Origin of the sequence: Aeromonas sp. QDB17 (assembly GCF_027705305.1) — a bacterium.
In the GTDB taxonomy this organism is placed as follows: domain Bacteria; phylum Pseudomonadota; class Gammaproteobacteria; order Enterobacterales; family Aeromonadaceae; genus Aeromonas; species Aeromonas caviae.
Map to the genome: position 1 here is coordinate 167,163 of NZ_JAPDBP010000003.1, position 19,647 is coordinate 186,809.

Consider the following 19,647-nt stretch of genomic DNA (forward strand, 5'->3'; position numbering starts at 1 on the left):
GTCGATGGCTTGCTCATTCTTGAACAGGGGATCGTCCCCAAAAATGAGATAGCAGGGCTTGAGCCCTGCCTTGAGATGATCCGCAAACTGCTCGGGATAGACTCTCATCAACACCCTCTCATCAAGATACGCGCATCAGAACTTGACCTGACTGAGCTGGCGAATAACCAGGTTGGCGGCCTGCTCCTGCATCTCCTTGCCCAGCTGCTCCTGCTCGCGGGAGGAGGCGAGTGCCGCATCCGGCTTGTTCAGGAAGCTGCGGTTGAAGGTGATGGGGAAGACCTGGGTCGGTTTGCCCGGCATGACCACGGTGAACTGGGTGCTGTAACTGAGCAGGTATTCGCGGTCCTGGCCGATGGAGTCGACGGAGGCGACCTGGCTGCGGCTACGAACCCCGGCCAGGGTCAGCACCGGGATGCCCTCCTTGTCGGCGAGCTGCACGCCAGCGGCCTTGAGACGAGTGGTGACCAGTCGGTAGAAGTCGCTCTTGTTGTCACCGACCACTTTCATGGTCATCAGCTCGGGGGGAATGGCGGTGCCCCGCATCTGAAAACCGCAGGCCTGCAGCAGCAGTCCTGCCAGCACGATGGCCATCCAGCGCGTGAAGATGGTGCCCATAAAAAAATCCTCTTTGCATGAAGGGAAGAGCGGCGGGCGCAGGGCCCGCCGTCATCATCCGTGTGTCGTCAGCCCCTGGCCCGGACCGTCGACCGCCGCCAGGGGAGGCGTCATCAGTTGGCCACGATGTTGAGCAGTTTGCCCGGCACGTACACAACCTTGCGCACGGTCAGACCGTCGGTGAACTTCTGTACGGACGCATCGGCCATGGCCAGCTTCTCGACGTCGGCCTGGCTTATCTCGGCCGGCACGGTCAGCTTGCCGCGCATCTTGCCGTTGATCTGCACCACCACCAGCTTCTCGGTCTCGACCATGGCCGCTTCGTCAGCCACCGGCCAGGCCGCGACATCGATGTCCCCTTCCTTGCCCAGCATCTTCCACAGCTCGAAGCCGATGTGCGGGGTGATGGGGTAGAGCATGACCACGACCGCTTCCAGCGCTTCCTGCATCAGGGCGCGATCCTGAGCGTCACTGCCCAGTTTGGCCAGGTTGTTCATCAGCTCCATGATGGCGGCGATGGCGGTGTTGAAGGTCTGACGGCGACCCACGTCGTCGCTCACCTTGGCGATGGTCTTGTGCAGCTCGCGGCGCACGGCTTTCTGGTCGCTGGTGAGGGCGGCGACGTCCAGTGCGGCAACGGCGCCACCGGATACGTGCTCGAAGGTGATGCGCCACAGGCGACGCAGGAAGCGCTGGGCACCCTCTACGCCGGAGTCGGACCACTCCAGGGTCATCTCGGCCGGAGAGGCGAACATCATGAACAGACGGACGGTATCGGCGCCGTAACGCTCCACCATCAGTTGCGGGTCGATGCCGTTGTTCTTGGACTTGGACATCTTGGTCATGCCGGAGTGCATCACTTCACGGCCTTCGAGGTCGACCGCCTTGGTGATGCGGCCCTTGTCATCACGTTCCACCTTGACGTCGAGGGGGCTGACCCAGACGTTGCCGCCCTTCTCATCCTTGTAGTAGAAGGCGTCGGCCAGCACCATGCCCTGGCAGAGCAGGCGCTTGAACGGCTCGTCGCTGTTCACGAGGCCCGCATCACGCAGCAGCTTGTGGAAGAAGCGGGCATAGAGCAGGTGCATACAGGCGTGTTCGATGCCGCCGATGTATTGATCCACCGGCAGCCAGTGGTTGGCAGCCGCCGGATCCAGCATGCCCTTGTCGTAGTCCGGGGAGCAGTAGCGGGCGTAGTACCAGGAGGACTCCATGAAGGTGTCGAAGGTATCGGTCTCGCGGAACGCTTCCTGGCCGTTATACGTGGTCTTGGCCCACTCTGCGTCGGCCTTGATCGGGCTCTGGATGCCATCCATCACCACGTCTTCCGGCAGCAGTACCGGCAGTTGATCTTCCGGAGTCGGCACCACGGTACCGTCAGCCAGGGTCAGCATCGGGATGGGGGCGCCCCAGTAGCGCTGACGGGAAACCCCCCAGTCGCGCAGACGGTAGTTGACGGTGCGCTTGCCCTTGCCGAGCCCTTCCAGCTTGTTGGCGATGGCGTCGAAGGCACCCTGGAAGTCGAGGCCGTCGAACTCGCCGGAGTTGAACAGCACGCCCTTCTCGGTATAAGCCGCTTCGCTCACGTCGACGTCGCCATCAACCGGCTTGATGACAGGCTTGATCTCGAGGCCGTACTTGGTGGCGAATTCGTGGTCACGCAGGTCGTGACCCGGTACTGCCATCACGGCGCCGGTGCCGTAGTTCATCAGCACGAAGTTGGCGACCCAGACGGGCACCTTGCGGCCATCCAGCGGGTGAATGGCGTAGAGGCCGGTGGCCATGCCCTTCTTCTCCATGGTGGCCAGTTCAGCTTCGGCCACCTTGGTGTTCTTGCACTCTTCGATGAAGGCGGCCAGCTCCGGATTGTTCTGGGCTGCTTGCAGCGCCAGCGGGTGGCCGGCGGCGATGCCCACATAGGTCACGCCCATGAAGGTGTCCGGACGGGTGGTGTAGACCTCCAGATGCTCAGTCTGACCCTCGATAGCGAAGCTGATGTTGACCCCTTCGGAGCGGCCAATCCAGTTGCGCTGCATGGTCTTGACCATCTCCGGCCAGCCTTCCAGATTGTCGATGTCGTTCAACAGCTCTTCGGCGTAGTCGGTGATCTTGATGAACCACTGGGGGATCTCTTTCTGCTCCACCGGGGTATCACAGCGCCAGCAGCAGTTGTCGACAACCTGCTCGTTGGCCAGCACCGTCATGTCGTTCGGACACCAGTTGACGGAGGAGGTCTTCTTGTAGACCAGGCCCTTCTCGTAGAGCTTGGTGAAGAACCACTGCTCCCAGCGGTAGTAGTCCGGCTTGCAGGTGGCCAGCTCCCGATCCCAGTCATAGCCCAGGCCCAGCATCTTCAGCTGGTTCTTCATGTATTCGATGTTTTCGTAGGTCCAGGGGGCCGGCGCCGTGTTGTTCTTGATGGCGGCGTTTTCTGCAGGCAGGCCGAAGGCGTCCCAACCGATGGGTTGCAGCACGTTCTTGCCATTGAGCCGTTGATAACGGGAGATCACATCACCTATGGTGTAGTTGCGAACGTGCCCCATGTGTAGACGACCAGACGGATAGGGGAACATGGAGAGGCAGTAGAACTTTTCCTTGTCTACTTTCTCCACCGCCTTGAAGGTTTTCTTGGCATCCCAGTGCTTCTGCACTGCTGGTTCTATGGATTGGGGAACGTATTGCTCTTGCATGGGTGACATCCGGATCTGTGAAATGAATAGATAAAACGGCTGGGAAATCCCGATAGAATACCCATATCCTGCGGCGGCAACAACCGCCAGCATCCGCCCGGTCTCGGGCCAGGTCCGGTACCCGCGAGGATTTGCAGAGCCGCAAGAGCCGCGAGAGTCGCAACGAAGTGAGAATGGCAACCGCCACCCGTATCCGCCGAGCCCGAGGTCAGGGTCTGGCTCGATCGGGATTCAGCAGAGGAGTGATGGCCATGGACAAACGTCGACAAGGGTATGAAGCCTTTATCGCCCAGCTCAAGAAGCAGTGGGAAGAGACGGAAGCGTTTCAGGGAGAGCGCCTCAACCGGATGATCGCCAAGGTGCAGGCCTATCTGGAGGCGGCCGGGGATCTGACCCAGGACGAGCTGGCGCTCATCGCCGAGTATGTGAAGCGGGATCTGGGCAACTATGACGAAGGGCGCAAGGATGATCAGGTGGAGGAGTCTGCCTTCATGCTGGCGCTCAAAGACACCGCCTGGTCCTGGCTGGCAGACGTGACCGACCGCACCCAGGTGGAGTGGCAGGAGTTGGCGGACGAGCTGGAACACAAGGGGGTCTACCGGGCGGGGGACTGGGTGGGACTCGGGGTGCTGGTGTGCGATCACTGCGAGTGGCGCCATACCGTGCTGCACCCGGAGCAGCTTGGCACCTGCCCGGAGTGCGGGGCCGATGAATATCACCGTGAGCCGCTGTCTCCTTGAGCCGCCAGACTGTGCCAAGCCATAAGCCAAACCATAAAAAAGGCGCCCAAGGGCGCCTCTTTTGTTTATCGGCGTTGTGTGGTCTTAGCCCTTGCGTGCCCAGGGGTGGGCACGGGGGCGCAGCCACAGGGCCAGCCCCAGCAGGGCGGCGGCCAGGCCATACATGGGCCAGCTGCCAAAACGCAGATAGGGGGTCACGCCGTGGGCGGGGCGTACCTCGGCACGCAATACTCCAGCCTCGAACTGCGGGATCTGGGCGATGATGCTGCCGTCTATCTCGGTGACGATGGTGATGCCAGTGTTGGTGTCGCGCAGCAGTGGGCGGGCCAGCTCCAGGGCGCGCATGCGGGCGATCTCCATGTGCTGCCAGGGGCCGATGCTGGTGCCGAACCAGGCGTCGTTGGAGACGGTCAGCAGAAAGTCGGTATCCGGCTGCACGTTGCGGCGCACCTCGTCCGGGAAGATGATCTCGTAACAGATGGCGGCGGCAAACTTGAGCCCCTTGGCGATCAGGTTCGGCTGTACCTCGTCACCCCGGCTGAAGGAGGACATGGGCAGGTTGAAGAAGGGGGCGATGGGACGCAGCAGATCTTCAAAGGGCACGAACTCGCCGATGGGCAGCAGGTGGAACTTGTAGTAGCGGTTCTTGTGCTCGTAGTAGTAGGACTCCTTGCCCTCAGCATCCTGTACCCCCATGCCGAGCACGGTATTGAAGAAGCGCTGCTGTTTCAGATCGTAATGGATGATCCCCGCCAGCAGGCCGGTGTCGTTCACCTTCATCGCCTTGTCCAGGCTCTCCAGATAGGTACCCATCTCCTTCTCGATGGCCGGGATGGCGGACTCCGGCCAGACGATGATGTCGGCATCCTGGTTCTCGCGGCTGAGATCCTGATACTTGCGCACGGTCGGCACCAGGGCCTCCGGATCCCACTTGAGGGACTGCTCGATGTTGCCCTGCACCAGCGCGACCTTGACCGGCTCACCCCGGGTCACCCAGTTGAGCTGCATCAGCCCCTGGGCGGCGCCCACCAGGGCGACGGGGAGCAGCAGCCAGGCCGGCTTGCGGTGCTGCCATACCAGCCAGAGGGCGGAGGCGGTGAGCAGCAGGGCGAGGGTGATGCCCTGCACCCCGAGAAGGGGAGCGAAGCCCTTGAGGGGGCCGTCTATCTGGGTGTAGCCGAACCAGAGCCAGGGGTAGCCTGTCATCACCCAGCCCCGCAGCCAGTCGGCCATCAGCCAGAGCGCCGGGAAGGCGAGCAGCCAGCGGCTCCAGTGGCGGCCGGCAAAGAAGCGGGCGAAGAGCCAGCAGGCCAGGGTCGGATAGAGGGAGAGATAGGCGCAGAGCCCGGCCAGCAGCACGAAGGCGGCCGGCAGCGGAATGCCGCCAAACTCCGTCATGCTGACGTGGATCCACCACTGCCCGGGCAGGAACAGACCCATGGCGTAGCCGAAGCCGCGCCAGGCTGCCTGTTTGGGGGTGGCCTTGTCCAGCAGGGCGTAAAGGCCGAGCAGGGAGGGGATCACCAGGGGCCAGTAGCCGAAAGGGGAGAAGGCCAGCACGGCGATGGCGCCGCTGGCAATGGCAAACAGGCTGGTCAGGAGTTTCGATTTCACGGGGGATCGGGGCTCGAATTGGACTGAATGGAAACACAATGGCCGACATCTTAACCGCAAACCGGGTCAACGGCGAGCCTCGTGGTCGGCGTGGGCCAAGTGGCGGTAGCGCGGCGGGAGGGAGGCAAAAAAAGCGCCCCTGACGAGAGGGGCGCGGGATGTGCGTGGTGCTGGGCGGGATCAGGACTCCGGCTGCGCCGCCGCATGATGCTCGGGGATCTTCACCTGCAACTGTTGCAGGCGACGGCGATCGGCGTGCATCACCTTGAACAGGTAGCCGTCGAGTTCGATCTCTTCCCCCTTCTTGGGCAGGTGGCTGAAGGCGTGCATCACCAGACCGCCGACGGTGTCCACCTCTTCATCGCTGAACTGGGTGCCGAAGAAGTCGTTGAAGTCCTCGATCTCGGTCAGCGCGCTCACCGAGAAGACCCGCTTGCTGATGCGGCGGATCTCTTCCGGCTCGTCCTCGATGTCGTCGAACTCGTCGTCAATCTCGCCGACGATGAGCTCCAGAATGTCCTCGATGGTCACGAGACCAGAGACACCGCCAAATTCGTCCACCACGATGGCCATGTGGTAGCGCTCTTCCCGGAACTCCTTGAGCAGGCGATCGACCCGCTTGCTCTCCGGCACGATCACCGTGGGACGCAGGATCTTCTCCAGCTGGAGCGGTTCGCTGGCATGCTGGCCGCCAAAACCGAACGGCAGCAGATCCTTGGCGAGCAAGATGCCCTCCACGTGATCCTTGTCTTCGTTGATCACCGGGAAGCGGGAGTGGCCGGATTCGATGATGACTGGCAGGAACTCGTCCACCGGCTGGGACTTCTCGATGGTCACCATCTGGGAGCGGGGGATCATGATGTCACGCACGCGCAGCTCGGCAATTTCGAGCACGCCCTCGATCATGTCCTTGGTGTCCTGATCGATGAGGTCCCGCTCTTCGGCATCGGCGATGACCTCTACCAGATCGTTGCGGTCTTTTGGCTCGCCCTGGAAGAGTTGGCTGAGTTTGTCGAGCCAGGTTTTCTTCGGCGAGCCGGTACTAGGGTGATCGTCGGTCATTTTCTCTCTTGGTTACTCGTATGAACACACTTGAAATCGTTGTGGCTATATGAGGATGGGCATCGGCTGTTTCAAGACGATCACCATCCGGTTCGTTACTCTTCGTCGTTCAGATAAGGATCGGCGAAGCCCAGTTCCTGCATGATGTCGCGCTCGAGCTGCTCCATCTCTTCGGCTTCCTCGTCCTCGATATGGTCATAACCTAGCAGATGCAGACTGCCATGCACAACCATGTGAGCCCAGTGGGCCATCAGGGGCTTGCCCTGTTCGACGGCTTCGGCCTCGACCACCTGGCGGCAGATCACCAGATCCCCGAGCAGGGGCAGCTCGAGACCCGGTGGCGCCTCGAAGGGGAAGGAGAGCACGTTGGTGGGCTTGTCCTTGCCGCGATAGGTGTGGTTGAGCTCGCGGCTCTCCGCCTCGTCCACCAGGCGCACCGTCACCTCGGCCTCGGGCTGGAAGCCCAGAATGGTGCCGTCGAGCCAGCCTTGCAGCTGGGCCTCGGTCGGCAGGCCGTCCGGGCTGGCGCAGGCCAGTTGCAGATCCAGGGTCACGCTCATTGGGCACTCTCTTTGCTGGTGTTCTCGTTGCGGGGAGTGGCTGCGCTCTTCTCGGCCGCCTGCTGGGCATCGAATGCCTCGTAGGCCTGCACGATGCGGGCCACCACGGGATGGCGCACCACGTCCTTGGACTCGAAGAAGTTGAAGGAGAGACCATCGACCCCCTGCAACACCTCCAGGGCGTGGCGCAGACCGGATTTGGTGCTGCGAGGCAAGTCCACCTGGGTGATGTCGCCGGTCACCACCGCCTTGGAGTTGAAGCCGATGCGGGTCAGGAACATCTTCATCTGTTCCGTGGTGGTGTTCTGGGCCTCGTCCAGGATGATAAAGGCGTCATTCAAGGTTCTGCCTCGCATGTAGGCAAGCGGCGCCACCTCGATGACATTGCGCTCCATCAGCTTCTCCACCCGCTCGAAGCCCAGCATCTCGAACAGGGCGTCGTAGAGGGGGCGCAGGTAGGGGTCCACCTTCTGGGAAAGATCGCCGGGCAGAAAGCCGAGCTTCTCACCGGCTTCCACCGCCGGGCGGGTCAGCAGGATGCGGCGGATCTCCTGGCGCTCCAGGGCATCCACGGCGGCGGCCACGGCGAGATAGGTCTTGCCGGTCCCTGCCGGGCCGATGCCGAAGCTGATGTCGTGGCGCACGATATTGGCGATGTACTGGGCCTGGTTCGGGCTGCGGGGCTTGATGAGACCGCGCTTGGTCTTGACCGTGACCTCCTTGCCGTAGGGCAGGGAAGGGGCGGGTTCGTCGTCCTGCTCCAGCACGCGGGACTCCTGCACCGCCAGGTGCACCATCTCGGGGGTGATGTCGCTCACCTTGCTCCCCTTGAGGGGCTGGGTTTCCACATAGAGGTGCTTGAGGATGACGGCAGCCGCCTCCACCTGGGCCTGCTTGCCGATCACTTGGAAGTGGTTGTCCCGGTAGCTTATCTCGATGCCGAGACGTCGCTCCAGCTGCTTGAGGTTGTCGTCAAAGGGTCCGCACAGGCTGGCGAGGCGCTGGTTGTCGGCGGGTTCCAGGTGCAGATTCAGGGTGGAGATGTGTCGGCTCAAGGTGTCCTCTTATCGGTTGTTCCCCCGCCAGGGGGCGGGGGAGAGAGTCATCAATGGGGTCTGAAGGCCGCAACGCCCAGATCATCGGGCACGTTGTCAGGACGACGGGCGAGGATCTCGCTCGGGGCCGTGGCGATGCGCAGGTTCATTTCGTCCTCGCCGCGGATGAAGCGGCCGCGCAGGGAGTAGGGGCGTACGTCGGTGATCTCCACGTCGGCGAAGCCGCCGATGAGGCGGTGCGGCCCCTCGAAGTTGACCACCCGGTTGTTCTCGGTGCGGCCACTGAGCTGCATGGGATCCATCTTGGAGGGCCCCTCCACCAGGATGCGCTGCACCGAGCCCAGCATGGCGCGGCCGATGAGCATGGACTGGTGATTGATGCGGTTTTGCAGTCGGGTCAGGCGGGCCTTCTTCACTTCCATGTCGACGTCATCGGGCAGGTCCGCGGCCGGGGTGCCGGGGCGCGGGCTGTAGATGAAGCTGAAGCTCATGTCGAAGTTGATCTCCTCGATGAGTTTCATGGTGGCCTCGAAGTCTTCGTCCGTCTCGTTCGGGAAGCCGACGATGAAGTCGGAGCTCATGGTGATGTCGGGACGCACGGCGCGCAGGCGGCGGATCTTGGACTTGTACTCCAGCACGGTGTGCGGGCGCTTCATCATGGTCAGGATGCGATCCGAGCCGCTCTGGATGGGCAAGTGCAGGAAGCTGACCACCTCGGGGGTATCACGATAGACCTCGATGATGTCGTCGGTGAACTCGACCGGGTGGCTGGTGGTGTAGCGAATGCGGTCGATGCCGTCGATGGCAGCCACCAGGCGCAGCAGTTCGGCGAAGGTGCAGACCTCCCCGTCGAAGGTCGGCCCCCGGTAGGCGTTGACGTTCTGGCCGAGGAGGTTCACTTCGCGCACCCCTTGCTGGGCGAGCTGGGCGATTTCATAGAGCACGTCATCCAGCGGCCGGCTCACCTCCTCGCCACGGGTGTAGGGCACCACGCAGAAGGAGCAGTACTTGGAGCAGCCTTCCATGATGGAAACGAAGGCGGTCGCCCCCTCGGCACGGGGTTCGGGCAGGTTGTCGAACTTCTCGATCTCGGGGAAGGCGATGTCCACCTGGGCACCGCGCCCCTCCTGCACCTGCTTGATCATGGTCGGCAGGCGGTGCAGGGTCTGGGGTCCGAAGACGATGTCCACATAGGGCGCCCGGCTGCGCAGGTTCTCCCCTTCCTGGGAGGCGACGCAGCCGCCCACCCCGATCACCAGCCCCGGTTTTTTCGCCTTGAGCTTCTTCCAGCGACCGAGCTGGTGGAACACCTTCTCCTGGGCCTTCTCGCGGATGGAACAGGTGTTGAGCAGCAGCACATCTGCCTCTTCCGGCTCCTCGGTAAGCGTGTAGCCATTGCTGGCATCCAGCAGGTCCGCCATCTTGGACGAGTCGTACTCGTTCATCTGGCAGCCCCAGGTCTTGATATGAAGTTTCTTGCTCATTGCTTCTCGTGACTGGTTTTGAAATCGGCAGGGTCAAAGGACCGGCCATTTTACTCCGCAATCCCGGTGCTGACCAGTCTGGGGCCGCCCGCCGCCATCAGGGCCGGCTTGTCGTCGGCAATTGCGCATCCCCCTCACTGTTTCTGCCGCCTCCTTGCGTTATCATGCCCCATTCGGTTCGGCCCTTGCCCCTTATCGCGGGGACTCCTTGCAGGAATCAAGTTATGGAACAGTGTGATATCGCCATCGTCGGCGCCGGCATGGTGGGCGCCGCCACCGCCTGCCTGCTGGCGGCAGAGGGGCTCTCGGTGCGGGTCATCGAGACCCGGTTGCCCGAGCCCTATGCCCCCGAGCAGTCGCTGGATCTGCGGGTTTCCGCCATCAGTCAGGCCTCGGTGGCGCTGCTGACCCGGGCCGGTGCCTGGCAATATCTGCAGCAGATGCGGCTGTGCCCCTATCGCCGGCTGGAGACCTGGGAGCTGGACGGCTTCGCTACCCGCTTCGACGCGGTGGATCTCGGGCTGCCCCAGCTCGGCTACATCATCGAGAACCGGCTGATCCAGCTCGCGCTGCTGAAAAGGATGGAGGATTTCCCGACCATCCAGACCCATACCCCGGCGGCGGTGACGAGCCTGCGCCAGAGTGCGGATGACGCGGTGCTGACCCTGGATGACGGCACCGAGCTGCAGGCGCGCTGGGTGCTGGCCTGCGACGGTGCCGAATCCCACACCCGGCGATTGGCCGGCATCGGGGTGTCGCGTTTCGAGTACCGCCAGCACTGCATGCTGATCAACATCGACACCGATTTTGCCCAGGAAGACATCACCTGGCAGCAGTTCACCCCGAGTGGCCCGCGCGCCTTTCTGCCGCTGCCGGGCCGCCATGGCTCCCTGGTCTGGTATGACAGCCCGGCCCGCATCCGGGCGCTGGCCGCCATGAGCAACGAGGCCCTGGCCGTCGAGGTGCGCCGCCACTTCCCGAGCCGCCTTGGCGGTTTCACCGTGACGGCCAAGGGGAGCTTCCCCCTGGTGCGCCGCCACGCCAACGACTATCACGCCGGGCGAGTGGTGCTGCTCGGGGATGCGGCCCACACCATCAACCCGCTGGCGGGGCAGGGGGTCAACCTCGGTTTCAAGGACGTGGCCTGCTGGGCCGAGTTGCTCGGCAAGGCGGGGGCACAGTGGCACGAGCTGGCGCTGGCCGGGCGTTACGAGGGGCGACGCCGCCCTGACAACCTGCTGATGCAGTCGGGGATGGATCTCTTCTACGGGGTCTTCAGCAACGAGATAGGCCCCCTCAGGCTTGCCCGCAACCTGGCGCTGAATCTGGCGGACAAGGCGGGCCCCCTCAAGGAGATGGCGCTACGCTATGCGCTTGGGCTGGTATGAGGCAGTGCGTGGCACTGCCAGGTGCCAATCGGGTGGTATATCAATCCGTGTGATGGCGCCAGCCGGTTTTTTATATGGCCGCGAGGAGTGATCCTGGCGGCGCAGGGGCAAAACGGCCTCAGGCAAGGGGGGAGCACACCATGAACAAGGCATTGCTGGTGATCGATTTCATCAACGACATCGCCCACCCGGACGGGCGCATCGCCGCCTCGGCGGCCCAGGTGATCGAGCAGGACGCCATTGCGCACGCCAACCAAGCGCTGGCTCATGCCCGCGCTCACGGCTGGCTGGTGGTGCTCATCAAGGTGGGGTTTGACGAGGGCTATCTGCTGCAACCCAAGGGCTCCCCCATGTTTGGCCGTGCCCGGCAGTTCGGGGCCCTCTCCCTGGCCGACAGCGGCACCGACTTTCACCCGGAGCTCGATGTGCAACCCGGGGATCTGGTGCTGACCAAACCCAGGGTCAGCCCCTTCTACGGCACGGCGCTGGAGCCTGCGCTACGGGCCAATCGCATCGAGCATCTCTATGTGTGCGGCGTGAGCACCAGCTGGGCCATTCAGGGGGCGGTGCGAGATGGCCACGATCGGGACTACGCCATCACCATCCTGGAGGATGCCTGCGCGGCGGCGGATGCCGCAGAACACCAGGCTTCCCTGCGCATGCTCGGTCGCATTGCCGAGATCATCAAGGTCGCGGAGCTGGCGGAGCGGGACTGAGCCCGGCCATCCTCTCCTGCAGGAATCTCATGCACCTCATGCGGGCTCGGGGTGCGTTTCTCTCACCATGGCGAGGAAGCGATCCCGGATGGGATCGGCAAATTCCGGGTTCCACACCAGGCTGATTTCCCATTCCGACCAGGGGCCGGAGAGGGGGTAGAGGGTAACATCTTTGCCCGCGATGAATCCCACGCTGCGCGGCAGGATGGCGTTGCCGATACCGGCGGCCACCAGGGCCACCAGGGTCTGGATGTCTTCCGCCTCCTGGATGAGACCGGTCAGCCGGTTGGCACCGAGGAAGCGGGCGATCTGCTGGCTGAGACCCGGGCAGCGATGGCCCACCATCTGCAGCAAGGGATCGCGGATCAGCGCTCGCTCCAGGTCGAAGTCCGGCCCTGCCACCCGGGTGGGGACGGCCAGCACCAGTCTGTCCGTCAGCAACCTGTGTTCCCTCAGTTGTGGCGCATCAGGCCGTCGCATGAAGCCCAGTTGCAGCCGACCCGCCAGCAAGTGCTCCTGCTGGATGGCGGAGGTGGTGTCCCGCAGGTGGACCAGCACGTCGGGGGCCTGCTGTTTGAAACGGGCCACCAGGGAGGGGGCCAGTGCGAAGCTGGAGAGCCCGAACCCGATGTTGAGGCGTCCGGCGGCACCGCTTGCCAACGCCAGGGCATGCCGCTCGAATCCCTTGCCGTGATCCACCAGAGCCCTGGCCTGGGGCAGCAACTGGAGGCCGATGGCGGTCAGCTCGGCCCCGTGGCGGCCCCGGTTGAACAGGGTGCTGCCGAGGGCCTGCTCCAGCCCCTGGATCTGCTTGGTCAGGGCCGGTTGTGTCACAAAAAGACGGCTGGCCGCCTCCCGGTAGTTGGCACTCTCGGCCAGCATGACGAAGGCCTGCAATTGTCTCAGGTCGAATCTCATTCCATTTGGTTATCAAATGTGGCGATTTATTGATTATAAATTATCTAATCTCCTTGTTCTAATGGTCTCGAAACGGGCCTGCTTGCCCGCTGTTCAGCCACAAGGAGTCATGTCATGTCGAGCGAACGCTATCTGTTCTTGATCAAGGGGAGCCTGGTGATGGCTCAGCCGCTGGCCGCACCGGAGACCGGGGAGCTGCTGACCAGCCTGTTGCAGCAGGGGTTCGTCGTCGCCCCCTTGCCGGTGTGGGCCAGCAATGCGGAGCAGGCGCTCGCCTGTTACGAGGCCGCTGCCCAGCGGCAGGTCTTCGCCGATGCGCTGGCGGGGAGAGCCCTGTGAGCGCGGTGCGCGTGAAGGCCGCGGCCCTGCTGCTGGACATGGACGGGACCCTGGTCCACTCCACCGGCGACGTGGAAGTCGTGTGGCGGCGCTGGTGTCAGCACCATGGGCTGGATCCCGCTCCCGTGCTCGCCATGTGTCACGGCGTGCGCTCACGGGAGGTGATAGGGGCCCTGGCTCCCCAGCTGGACATGGCAGTGGAGGTGGCCCTGCTCGACGATCTGGAGATGGAATACGCTGCGGCGCCGATGCCCCTGGACGGTGCCCGGCGACTGCTCGAACAGTTGCCGCCGACGCACTGGGCGCTGGTGACCTCCGCAAGCCGGAGGGTGGCAGAGCACCGGCTGCTGCACGCCGGATTGCCGCTGCCCCGTCTCCTGGTGTGCGCCGGGGATGTGGTACGGGGCAAGCCGGATCCCGAGCCTTATTTGCTGGCTGCCAGCCGGTTGGGACTGGCTCCGGCCGATTGCCTGGTGTTCGAGGATGCGCCAGCGGGCATCGCCAGCGCCCTGCAGGCGGGTTGCCAGGTGGTGCAGATGGGGGGAACAAGGCGGTATGACGACAGGCTCAAGGGCTGGCTGCGGGACTGGCGCGGGATCGAGATCGAGGTGGCATCGGACGGGCTCCATCTTCATCTGCCCGCCCCGCTGCCGGCAGAGGCCGGATGATGACGACAAGAGCCACGCCATTCAGGTGCCGCAAGATTGCCCTACGCTGGGGGAAGCCTGCTCAGGCGAGTAGCGTTCCACCCGGTTGCGGCCATTGTGCTTGGCCAGATAGAGCGCCTGATCGGCGCGAGAGAGCAGCTCGTCCAGATTGAAGGGGCCCTGTCTCTGGGAGGCGATACCGATGCTGACCGTGATGCAGACGGCGGGCTCGGCTCCATTTTCTTCCCCTGGCTGCGCGACGATTTTTCGCAGCCGCTCGGCCACCGCCATGGCCTGCTCCTCGCTGAGGCCGGGCAAGATGGCCACGAATTCCTCTCCCCCCAGGCGACAGAAGAGATCCCCCGGTCGAAGCTGGTCGCGCACCCGGGCCGCGAAGCCGCTCAACTGGTTGTCCCCCTCTTCGTGACCGTGACGATCATTGATGCGTTTGAAATGATCGATGTCCAGCATGCAGATCGCCACAGGGTAGCGCTGCACCGTGAGGTGCTGGAGCAGTTCGTTGGCGGCCGACCAGAAGCCGGCCCGGTTCAGCGCACCGGTCAGGTGATCGTGGTGGGCCAGGTGTTTCATCTCCCGCAGCAGGCTGTTGCGGGCCGCCATGATGCTGGCGGCGGTCAGGGGGGTGAGAGCGATCAACATGACCCCTATCCGAACGGAGAACATCCAGTACTGGGTCTGGACATCGTGATTGATGACGAGATGGCCGTTTGAGAGGGCGATCAGGATCAGGGTGCTGTAACCCAGGGTCAGCAGGCTGGTGGCGAAGACGGAGTAGGTGACTGCGCACCAGAGCAGTGCCGGTACCGGGAAGGCGATGGATCCCGGCCCCTCGATGAGCAGGGTGAGCAGCAGGGAGGCCACCAGACTCAGCAACGGCATCAATCCGGCCCAGGAGAACTCGGTGCGGTAGAGGAGGGTGCGCCAGGGGGGCACGCTGTCATGGGGAGGCAGTGTCAGGAGCACCGGCAGTATGGTCATGTAGTTCACCAGCTCGCTGGCAAACCAGAAGCCCAGCCCGTAGAGCGGGGGGCCCAGAGACAGGATGGGATTGATGATGGCGCCGACCACGCCGGCGGCGAGGGAGGCGGCCAGGGTGTTTCGCAGCAGGAGCACGAGGGAGGTGGGGCGCCTGAGGAGCTTGTCGGCAGACGCGAGCCGATGCATCAGCAGATACCCGACGCCGATGCCGGCCAGGTTGCCGCAGGTCAGCAGGATGGTTTTGAACAGGGGCTCGCCGGTGAAGAGGGCGGCGAGAAAAAAGCCCAGTATGCCGCCGGCCCAGCCCGCCGGTGTGGCCAGGCGTGGATAGCGCACCATGCAGCCGAGCATGACCGCATTGGCAGGCCAGAAGGCCGCCAGCAGGTTGGGGGGGCGGGTGAAGATGCCGATCAGCGAGAACAGCAGTACCAGGGCGGCGACACACAACAGAGCGGACAAGGGCGTCAATGTGCATGAGGTACGTTGGCGTGCGATGTCCCCCATGGGGACCTCCTGACAAGAGAGCGTTTGTTCAGAGTATGGCTGGCACGTGACAAGGGTGAACGTGTGAGAGAAGAAAACGCCCCCTGGTGGAGGGGGCGTGAAGGCTTACTTGAAGACCCGGAAACGCACGTCGTCGTCGATGAAGGTCTTGTCGCCGGCAGGTTGCTCTATGCTGCCAAAAGGCATTTGGGCACGGAGCAGCCAGCTGGCGGGCAGGTCCCACTCCTTGCGCACCGCATCGTCGATGAGCGGGTTGTAGTGTTGCAGGGAGGCGCCGATGCCCTCCTGGGCCAGGGTGGTCCAGACCGCGAACTGGGCGATCCCGGTGGCATGTTCGGACCAGATGGGGAAGTTGTCGGCATAGAGAGCGAATTTCTGCTGAAGATCCTCGATGACGGCGGTGTCTTCGAAGAAGAGCACGGTGCCAGCCCCGGCGCGGAAGCTGCCGTTGATCTTGGCTTCACTCTGGGGATAGGCCTCCGGCGGCACTATCTTCTTGAGCTCCGCCTTGACGATGTCCCACAGCTTGTGGTGCTGCTCGCCGAACAGGATGACGGCGCGGGAACTCTGGGAGTTGAACGAAGAGGGGCTGTGCTTGACGGCATCCTTGATGAGGGCGGTCAGCTGGGCCTCGGAGTGGGTCACCCGGTTGCCCAGGGCATAGATGGTACGACGTGCTTTGATCTGTTCGATAAACGGACTGCTCATAACATCTCCTTGGTTGATGAATCATCACCGCCAGCGTTGCCGACAAAGGTCATCTGGCTCCGATTTCTCGAGTCATCGACTATAACACCTTGCGGGCAATAAACCGTCAACGACGAGTAATGACTGTTTCTACTTTTTATGGATATTCACATGACGGATGTGAATATGGCCGCGAGATACCTTGATATCTTTTTTATCATTAGCAGTGGAGGTTAATGACTTCAATCAATATCTTTTGCAGATTTTTAATCTATAAAATTCATCCAATATGACATTTTATAGAAGGGTGGCATGACGGCGGCGCTGATCAAGGAACGCTATTACATACTGACTCCGCTGTCGTTTCTCCTGGGAGGGCTGGTGCTGATCGCCACCCTGTTGCTGGCGGCAGCCAGCTACCTGAGCAGCATCGACAAGACGGTGGCGGGTTACGGTCACATGCTGGCCGCCCTCGACGCCACCCTGTTCCAGGACATGGCGCAGGACAACCGCCGCCAGCTTGGCGTGCTGGAGGCGTCCCTGGACAAGCAGGCCATCGCTGCCGGGGCATCGGCCATCAATCCCATCTGGCCCATTGCCCATCAGTTCAAGTACGACGCCCACTTCCTCTATTTCTACAATGCGCGCACCCATCGGCTCGACGGCTATCCCGACTGGCAGCAACCGGAGGGCTACCGGGCACAGGCGCGGCCCTGGTACCAGACCCTGTCCGGCGAGGGTGATGATCTCGTCTGGTTCGGTCCCTACCCGGAGTTCGATTCGGCCGGAGAGGTACTGACCCTCATCAAGCGGGTCAAGGATGATGAGGGGCAACTGCTTGGGCTGCTGATGGTGGACATGTCGTTCAGCGCCTTGCAGGGGGCGTTGCACCGGGCGGTGGGTGAGGATCCGGTGGCCCTCTACATCACCGAGCGCAAGGGCGGCAAGCTGGTGGTGGGGCACAATCTGTCGCTGTTGCCGCCCCGCCTCGAGCAGGAGACGCAGGCGGCCGGCCTGGACGGGTTCTGGGAAGGACGCCACCTGCAACACGCTCTGGAGGGGATGGAGTGGGATCTCAACGTCTATCTCCCCCCCTCCCATTTTCATGAAAACCTGCAAGACACCCTGCTGATGGTGGTGCTGCCCGCCCTGGCATTGCTCTGCATCTGGCTGTGCAGCCTGTGGTTTCTGGTGCGGATCTTTCGCCAGGAGCAGGCGCTGGTGCAGGGCTCGCTCAGCGGCCTCATCCGGGATGAGGCGCGAAAGGAGATCCAGCGGCGTCAGCGAACCTGGTTCGTGCACGGCAGCCTTGGGGAGATAGAACAGGTGCGAAACAGCCTGCTGCAAGGGCAGGATGCCCTGCTCCACGACCCTCTCACCGGCATCCTGAACCGGCGAGCCTTCGATCAGCAGCGGGCGGGGCTGGAGCAGGCGGGGAGGCCCTACTGGCTGGTGCTGTTCGATGTGGACAACTTCAAGCGCGTCAACGACAGCTGGGGACACGGTGTGGGGGATGCGGTGCTGTTTCGGGTGGCCACCATCATGGCGAGAACCCTGGGGGATGAGCGGGTCTACCGCATCGGGGGCGATGAATTTGCGGCCTTGCTGCCCTGGGAGCAGGCGGAGGTGGAATGCCGCCTGACCCACCTGCTCGGTCGGGTGAAGGCCCTGAAATGGCGGGAATTCGCCGACGCCATCACCCTGAGCGCCGGCGGAGCGCGCTATCCGGATGATGCCCTGACGCTGCTCGAGCGGGCGGATGCCTGCCTGTACGAGAGCAAGCACCAGGGGCGGGATTGCTGGCATCTGGCGGCGTCGTCGCCCGTTGACGGGGAGGTTGTGACAGTATCTGTCTGACGGTGATCGCTGCAAAAAAGGGCCTTTGGGCCTAGAAAAGGGTCATGACGGGGATGATTTCTCGTGTGACCTTTTTTTTTGATGTGGTTTCAGGTGGTTAGCCTGCTTTCTTGCATTGTGTCGCGAACCGGAGACAGGGAGGGCTGGCCGTGAGGTGCCCCTTGCGGCAGTGGCGCAGGTCAGGGGGCTTTGTATAGTGCAGGGAAAAATAATCAATCATCAGGTTTGACAGGAGTACCCCATGAAAATGAAACCGTTTGGCATGAGCGCACTGGCGCTGCTGGGGGCGTTGCTGTTGGGCACAGGACAGGTGCAGGCATCCGAGACCCTCAATACCATTCTCGGCGGCGGAGCCGGCGGGGTGGCGGGCACCATGATCGGCAAGGAGCTGGGTGGCGACACCGGCGCCCTGGTGGGGGCAGCCCTGGGGGGCGCGGCCGGTGGTGCGGCCACGGCCAATAGGGGCAACAAGAACGAAGCTGCGCTCGGCGGCGCCGTCGGTGCCCTGGGCGGGGCAGCCATCGGCAAGAGCGTCGGTGGCAGCACGGGCCAGCTGATCGGCGCCGGTATCGGTGGTGCCGGTGGCTCCGCCATCGGAGCCAGGACCGGGGATGGTCACGAGAGCCGCGGCGATCGCTATTACGATGACAGGCGCTATCACAAGCACCACAAGAAACACAAAAAGCACCGCAAGCACAGATGGCATGACGACTGATGCCGCGGCAAGCTGACCGACAAAAAGGGGCCTTTGGCCCCTTTTTTTGATCCCGCTGCCGGCCCGTAAGGGGCGGCGAGCGGCCTCTTACACCAGCCGGTGCTGGCGCCTGCCAAGGGAGAAGGCGTTGATGTTGTCGATGAGCTGATCCGCGAGGCGCTGCATCGACTCTTCGCTGGCCCAGGCCACGTGGGGAGTCAGGATGAAATTGGGGTAACGCAGGGCCTGCATCAGGGGGTGATCCGGAGGCGGCGGCTCGACGCTCGCCACATCGAAACCGGCGCCCCCCAGACGGCCGTTGCCGAGGGCTTCTAGCAGCGCCTGCTCGTCCACCAGGCCGCCACGGCCCACGTTGATGAGCAGGGCGCCCGGTTTCATCAGGGCCAGCTCCCGCTCCCCGATGAGATGGCGGGTGTAGGGGGTGAGCGGGCAGTGCAGGCTGATCACATCCGAACTTTGCAGCAGGGCATCCAGGGGCAGCCTGTCGTCATCCCCCGGGGAGCCGACCTGGCTCTGAGCATAGTAAACCTCCATCCCGATGGCGCTGGCCCGCTGTCCCAGCGCCTGTCCCAGGGTGCCCTTGCCGATGATCCCGAGGCGCTTGCCATGCAGATCCGTGATGGGGTGGTCGAAGAAGCAGAACTGGCCGCTTTGTTGCCAGCGCCCCTCCAGCAGGGACTGGCGCCAGGCGAACAGGTTGCGCGACAGGGCGAGCATCAGGGCCATGGCGTGCTCGGGGACGGAAGGGCCCGAGTAGTTGCGGATATTGCACACGGCGACATTGGCGGCACGGCACGCCTCCAGATCCAGGTTGTCGCTGCCGGTGGCGGCGAGGGCGATCAGGCGCAGTTCGGGCAGCTGGGCCAGTTCATCGGCCCCGATGCGTACCTTGTTGATGATGGCGATGCTGGCGCACTTGAGCCGCTCCACCACCTGATCCGGCACCGTGGTCGGGTAGCTTTGCCAGTGATGGGGAAAATCGGGGCGGCGCAGATTGATGCCGGTGTCCAGGGTGTCGCTGTCGAGAAACACGATTTGCTGCATGAAGCCTCCT

18 protein-coding genes and 1 pseudogene are annotated in these 19,647 nt (G+C 63.3%); 7 read left to right on the forward strand and 12 right to left on the reverse strand.

The window, feature by feature from the left end; translation table 11 throughout:
• From OKC41_RS04200 to leuS, 3 genes and pseudogenes are all read right to left on the reverse strand, one after another.
• A pseudogene (locus OKC41_RS04200) lies at nucleotides 1-108 on the reverse strand (DNA polymerase III subunit delta); the annotation flags it as partial.
• A gap of 27 nt (nucleotides 109-135) precedes the next feature.
• Nucleotides 136-618: an LPS assembly lipoprotein LptE gene (gene lptE / locus OKC41_RS04205; protein WP_010673765.1), complete on the reverse strand. Its 483-nt coding sequence runs from the start codon at nucleotides 616-618 to the stop codon at nucleotides 136-138.
• A gap of 113 nt (nucleotides 619-731) precedes the next feature.
• Complete coding sequence (gene leuS / locus OKC41_RS04210; protein ID WP_201894358.1) at nucleotides 732-3,308, reverse strand: leucine--tRNA ligase; 2,577 nt, start codon at nucleotides 3,306-3,308, stop codon at nucleotides 732-734.
• Nucleotides 3,309-3,559: 251 nt separating this feature from the next.
• On the opposite strand from leuS, the gene OKC41_RS04215 reads away from it, so the two are divergent.
• The gene (locus OKC41_RS04215) at nucleotides 3,560-4,048 is read left to right on the forward strand and encodes a zinc ribbon-containing protein (RefSeq protein ID WP_039041127.1); all 489 of its coding nucleotides are present in this window, start codon (nucleotides 3,560-3,562) and stop codon (nucleotides 4,046-4,048) included.
• An 84-nt stretch (nucleotides 4,049-4,132) separates the two neighbouring features.
• Here the strand turns inward: OKC41_RS04215 and lnt are convergent, their stop codons facing one another.
• The 5 genes from lnt to miaB form a co-directional block, all read right to left on the reverse strand.
• Nucleotides 4,133-5,662 (reverse strand): apolipoprotein N-acyltransferase, encoded by a 1,530-nt coding sequence (lnt, locus tag OKC41_RS04220; protein ID WP_201894357.1) that lies wholly within the window; start codon nucleotides 5,660-5,662, stop codon nucleotides 4,133-4,135.
• A 180-nt stretch (nucleotides 5,663-5,842) separates the two neighbouring features.
• Nucleotides 5,843-6,724, reverse strand: coding sequence for a CNNM family magnesium/cobalt transport protein CorC (gene corC, locus OKC41_RS04225; RefSeq protein WP_010673769.1), 882 nt, complete (start codon nucleotides 6,722-6,724; stop codon nucleotides 5,843-5,845).
• Nucleotides 6,725-6,819: 95 nt separating this feature from the next.
• Nucleotides 6,820-7,284, reverse strand: a complete 465-nt coding sequence (gene ybeY / locus OKC41_RS04230; protein ID WP_039041101.1) for an rRNA maturation RNase YbeY — start codon at nucleotides 7,282-7,284, stop codon at nucleotides 6,820-6,822.
• On the reverse strand, nucleotides 7,281-8,339 hold the full coding sequence (locus OKC41_RS04235; protein WP_010673771.1) for a PhoH family protein: 1,059 nt from the start codon (nucleotides 8,337-8,339) through the stop codon (nucleotides 7,281-7,283). Before OKC41_RS04235 ends, ybeY begins: the two co-directional genes overlap by 4 nt.
• Nucleotides 8,340-8,389: 50 nt before the next feature.
• Nucleotides 8,390-9,823, reverse strand: coding sequence for a tRNA (N6-isopentenyl adenosine(37)-C2)-methylthiotransferase MiaB (miaB, locus tag OKC41_RS04240; protein ID WP_010673772.1), 1,434 nt, complete (start codon nucleotides 9,821-9,823; stop codon nucleotides 8,390-8,392).
• A gap of 224 nt (nucleotides 9,824-10,047) precedes the next feature.
• On the opposite strand from miaB, the gene OKC41_RS04245 reads away from it, so the two are divergent.
• On the forward strand, nucleotides 10,048-11,211 hold the full coding sequence (locus OKC41_RS04245) for an FAD-dependent monooxygenase (RefSeq protein WP_270671759.1): 1,164 nt from the start codon (nucleotides 10,048-10,050) through the stop codon (nucleotides 11,209-11,211).
• A 140-nt stretch (nucleotides 11,212-11,351) separates the two neighbouring features.
• The gene (locus OKC41_RS04250; RefSeq protein WP_042014506.1) at nucleotides 11,352-11,927 is read left to right on the forward strand and encodes a cysteine hydrolase family protein; all 576 of its coding nucleotides are present in this window, start codon (nucleotides 11,352-11,354) and stop codon (nucleotides 11,925-11,927) included.
• A gap of 36 nt (nucleotides 11,928-11,963) precedes the next feature.
• Here OKC41_RS04250 and OKC41_RS04255 read toward each other — a convergent pair whose 3' ends face one another.
• Nucleotides 11,964-12,845, reverse strand: coding sequence for a LysR family transcriptional regulator (locus OKC41_RS04255; protein ID WP_104455459.1), 882 nt, complete (start codon nucleotides 12,843-12,845; stop codon nucleotides 11,964-11,966).
• A 114-nt stretch (nucleotides 12,846-12,959) separates the two neighbouring features.
• On the opposite strand from OKC41_RS04255, the gene OKC41_RS04260 reads away from it, so the two are divergent.
• Together OKC41_RS04260 and OKC41_RS04265 are read left to right on the forward strand one after the other, a co-directional pair.
• The gene (locus tag OKC41_RS04260; RefSeq protein ID WP_010673776.1) at nucleotides 12,960-13,184 is read left to right on the forward strand and encodes a hypothetical protein; all 225 of its coding nucleotides are present in this window, start codon (nucleotides 12,960-12,962) and stop codon (nucleotides 13,182-13,184) included.
• Nucleotides 13,181-13,852: an HAD-IA family hydrolase gene (locus OKC41_RS04265; RefSeq protein WP_270671760.1), complete on the forward strand. Its 672-nt coding sequence runs from the start codon at nucleotides 13,181-13,183 to the stop codon at nucleotides 13,850-13,852. The genes OKC41_RS04260 and OKC41_RS04265 overlap by 4 nt, the downstream gene beginning before the upstream one ends.
• 21 nt (nucleotides 13,853-13,873) lie before the next feature.
• Here OKC41_RS04265 and OKC41_RS04270 read toward each other — a convergent pair whose 3' ends face one another.
• Both OKC41_RS04270 and OKC41_RS04275 read right to left on the reverse strand, forming a co-directional pair.
• Nucleotides 13,874-15,334, reverse strand: coding sequence for a diguanylate cyclase (locus OKC41_RS04270; protein ID WP_270671761.1), 1,461 nt, complete (start codon nucleotides 15,332-15,334; stop codon nucleotides 13,874-13,876).
• Nucleotides 15,335-15,439: 105 nt separating this feature from the next.
• Nucleotides 15,440-16,042, reverse strand: a complete 603-nt coding sequence (locus tag OKC41_RS04275; RefSeq protein ID WP_010673779.1) for a nitroreductase family protein — start codon at nucleotides 16,040-16,042, stop codon at nucleotides 15,440-15,442.
• Nucleotides 16,043-16,333: 291 nt separating this feature from the next.
• On the opposite strand from OKC41_RS04275, the gene OKC41_RS04280 reads away from it, so the two are divergent.
• On the forward strand, nucleotides 16,334-17,878 hold the full coding sequence (locus OKC41_RS04280; protein WP_201894353.1) for a sensor domain-containing diguanylate cyclase: 1,545 nt from the start codon (nucleotides 16,334-16,336) through the stop codon (nucleotides 17,876-17,878).
• A 241-nt stretch (nucleotides 17,879-18,119) separates the two neighbouring features.
• On the forward strand, nucleotides 18,120-18,593 hold the full coding sequence (locus OKC41_RS04285; protein ID WP_039041096.1) for a YMGG-like glycine zipper-containing protein: 474 nt from the start codon (nucleotides 18,120-18,122) through the stop codon (nucleotides 18,591-18,593).
• Between the two features lie 87 nt (nucleotides 18,594-18,680).
• On the opposite strand, the gene OKC41_RS04290 is transcribed toward OKC41_RS04285, so the two are convergent.
• Nucleotides 18,681-19,637, reverse strand: a complete 957-nt coding sequence (locus tag OKC41_RS04290; RefSeq protein ID WP_201894352.1) for a D-2-hydroxyacid dehydrogenase — start codon at nucleotides 19,635-19,637, stop codon at nucleotides 18,681-18,683.
• Nucleotides 19,638-19,647: the final 10 nt, after the last annotated feature.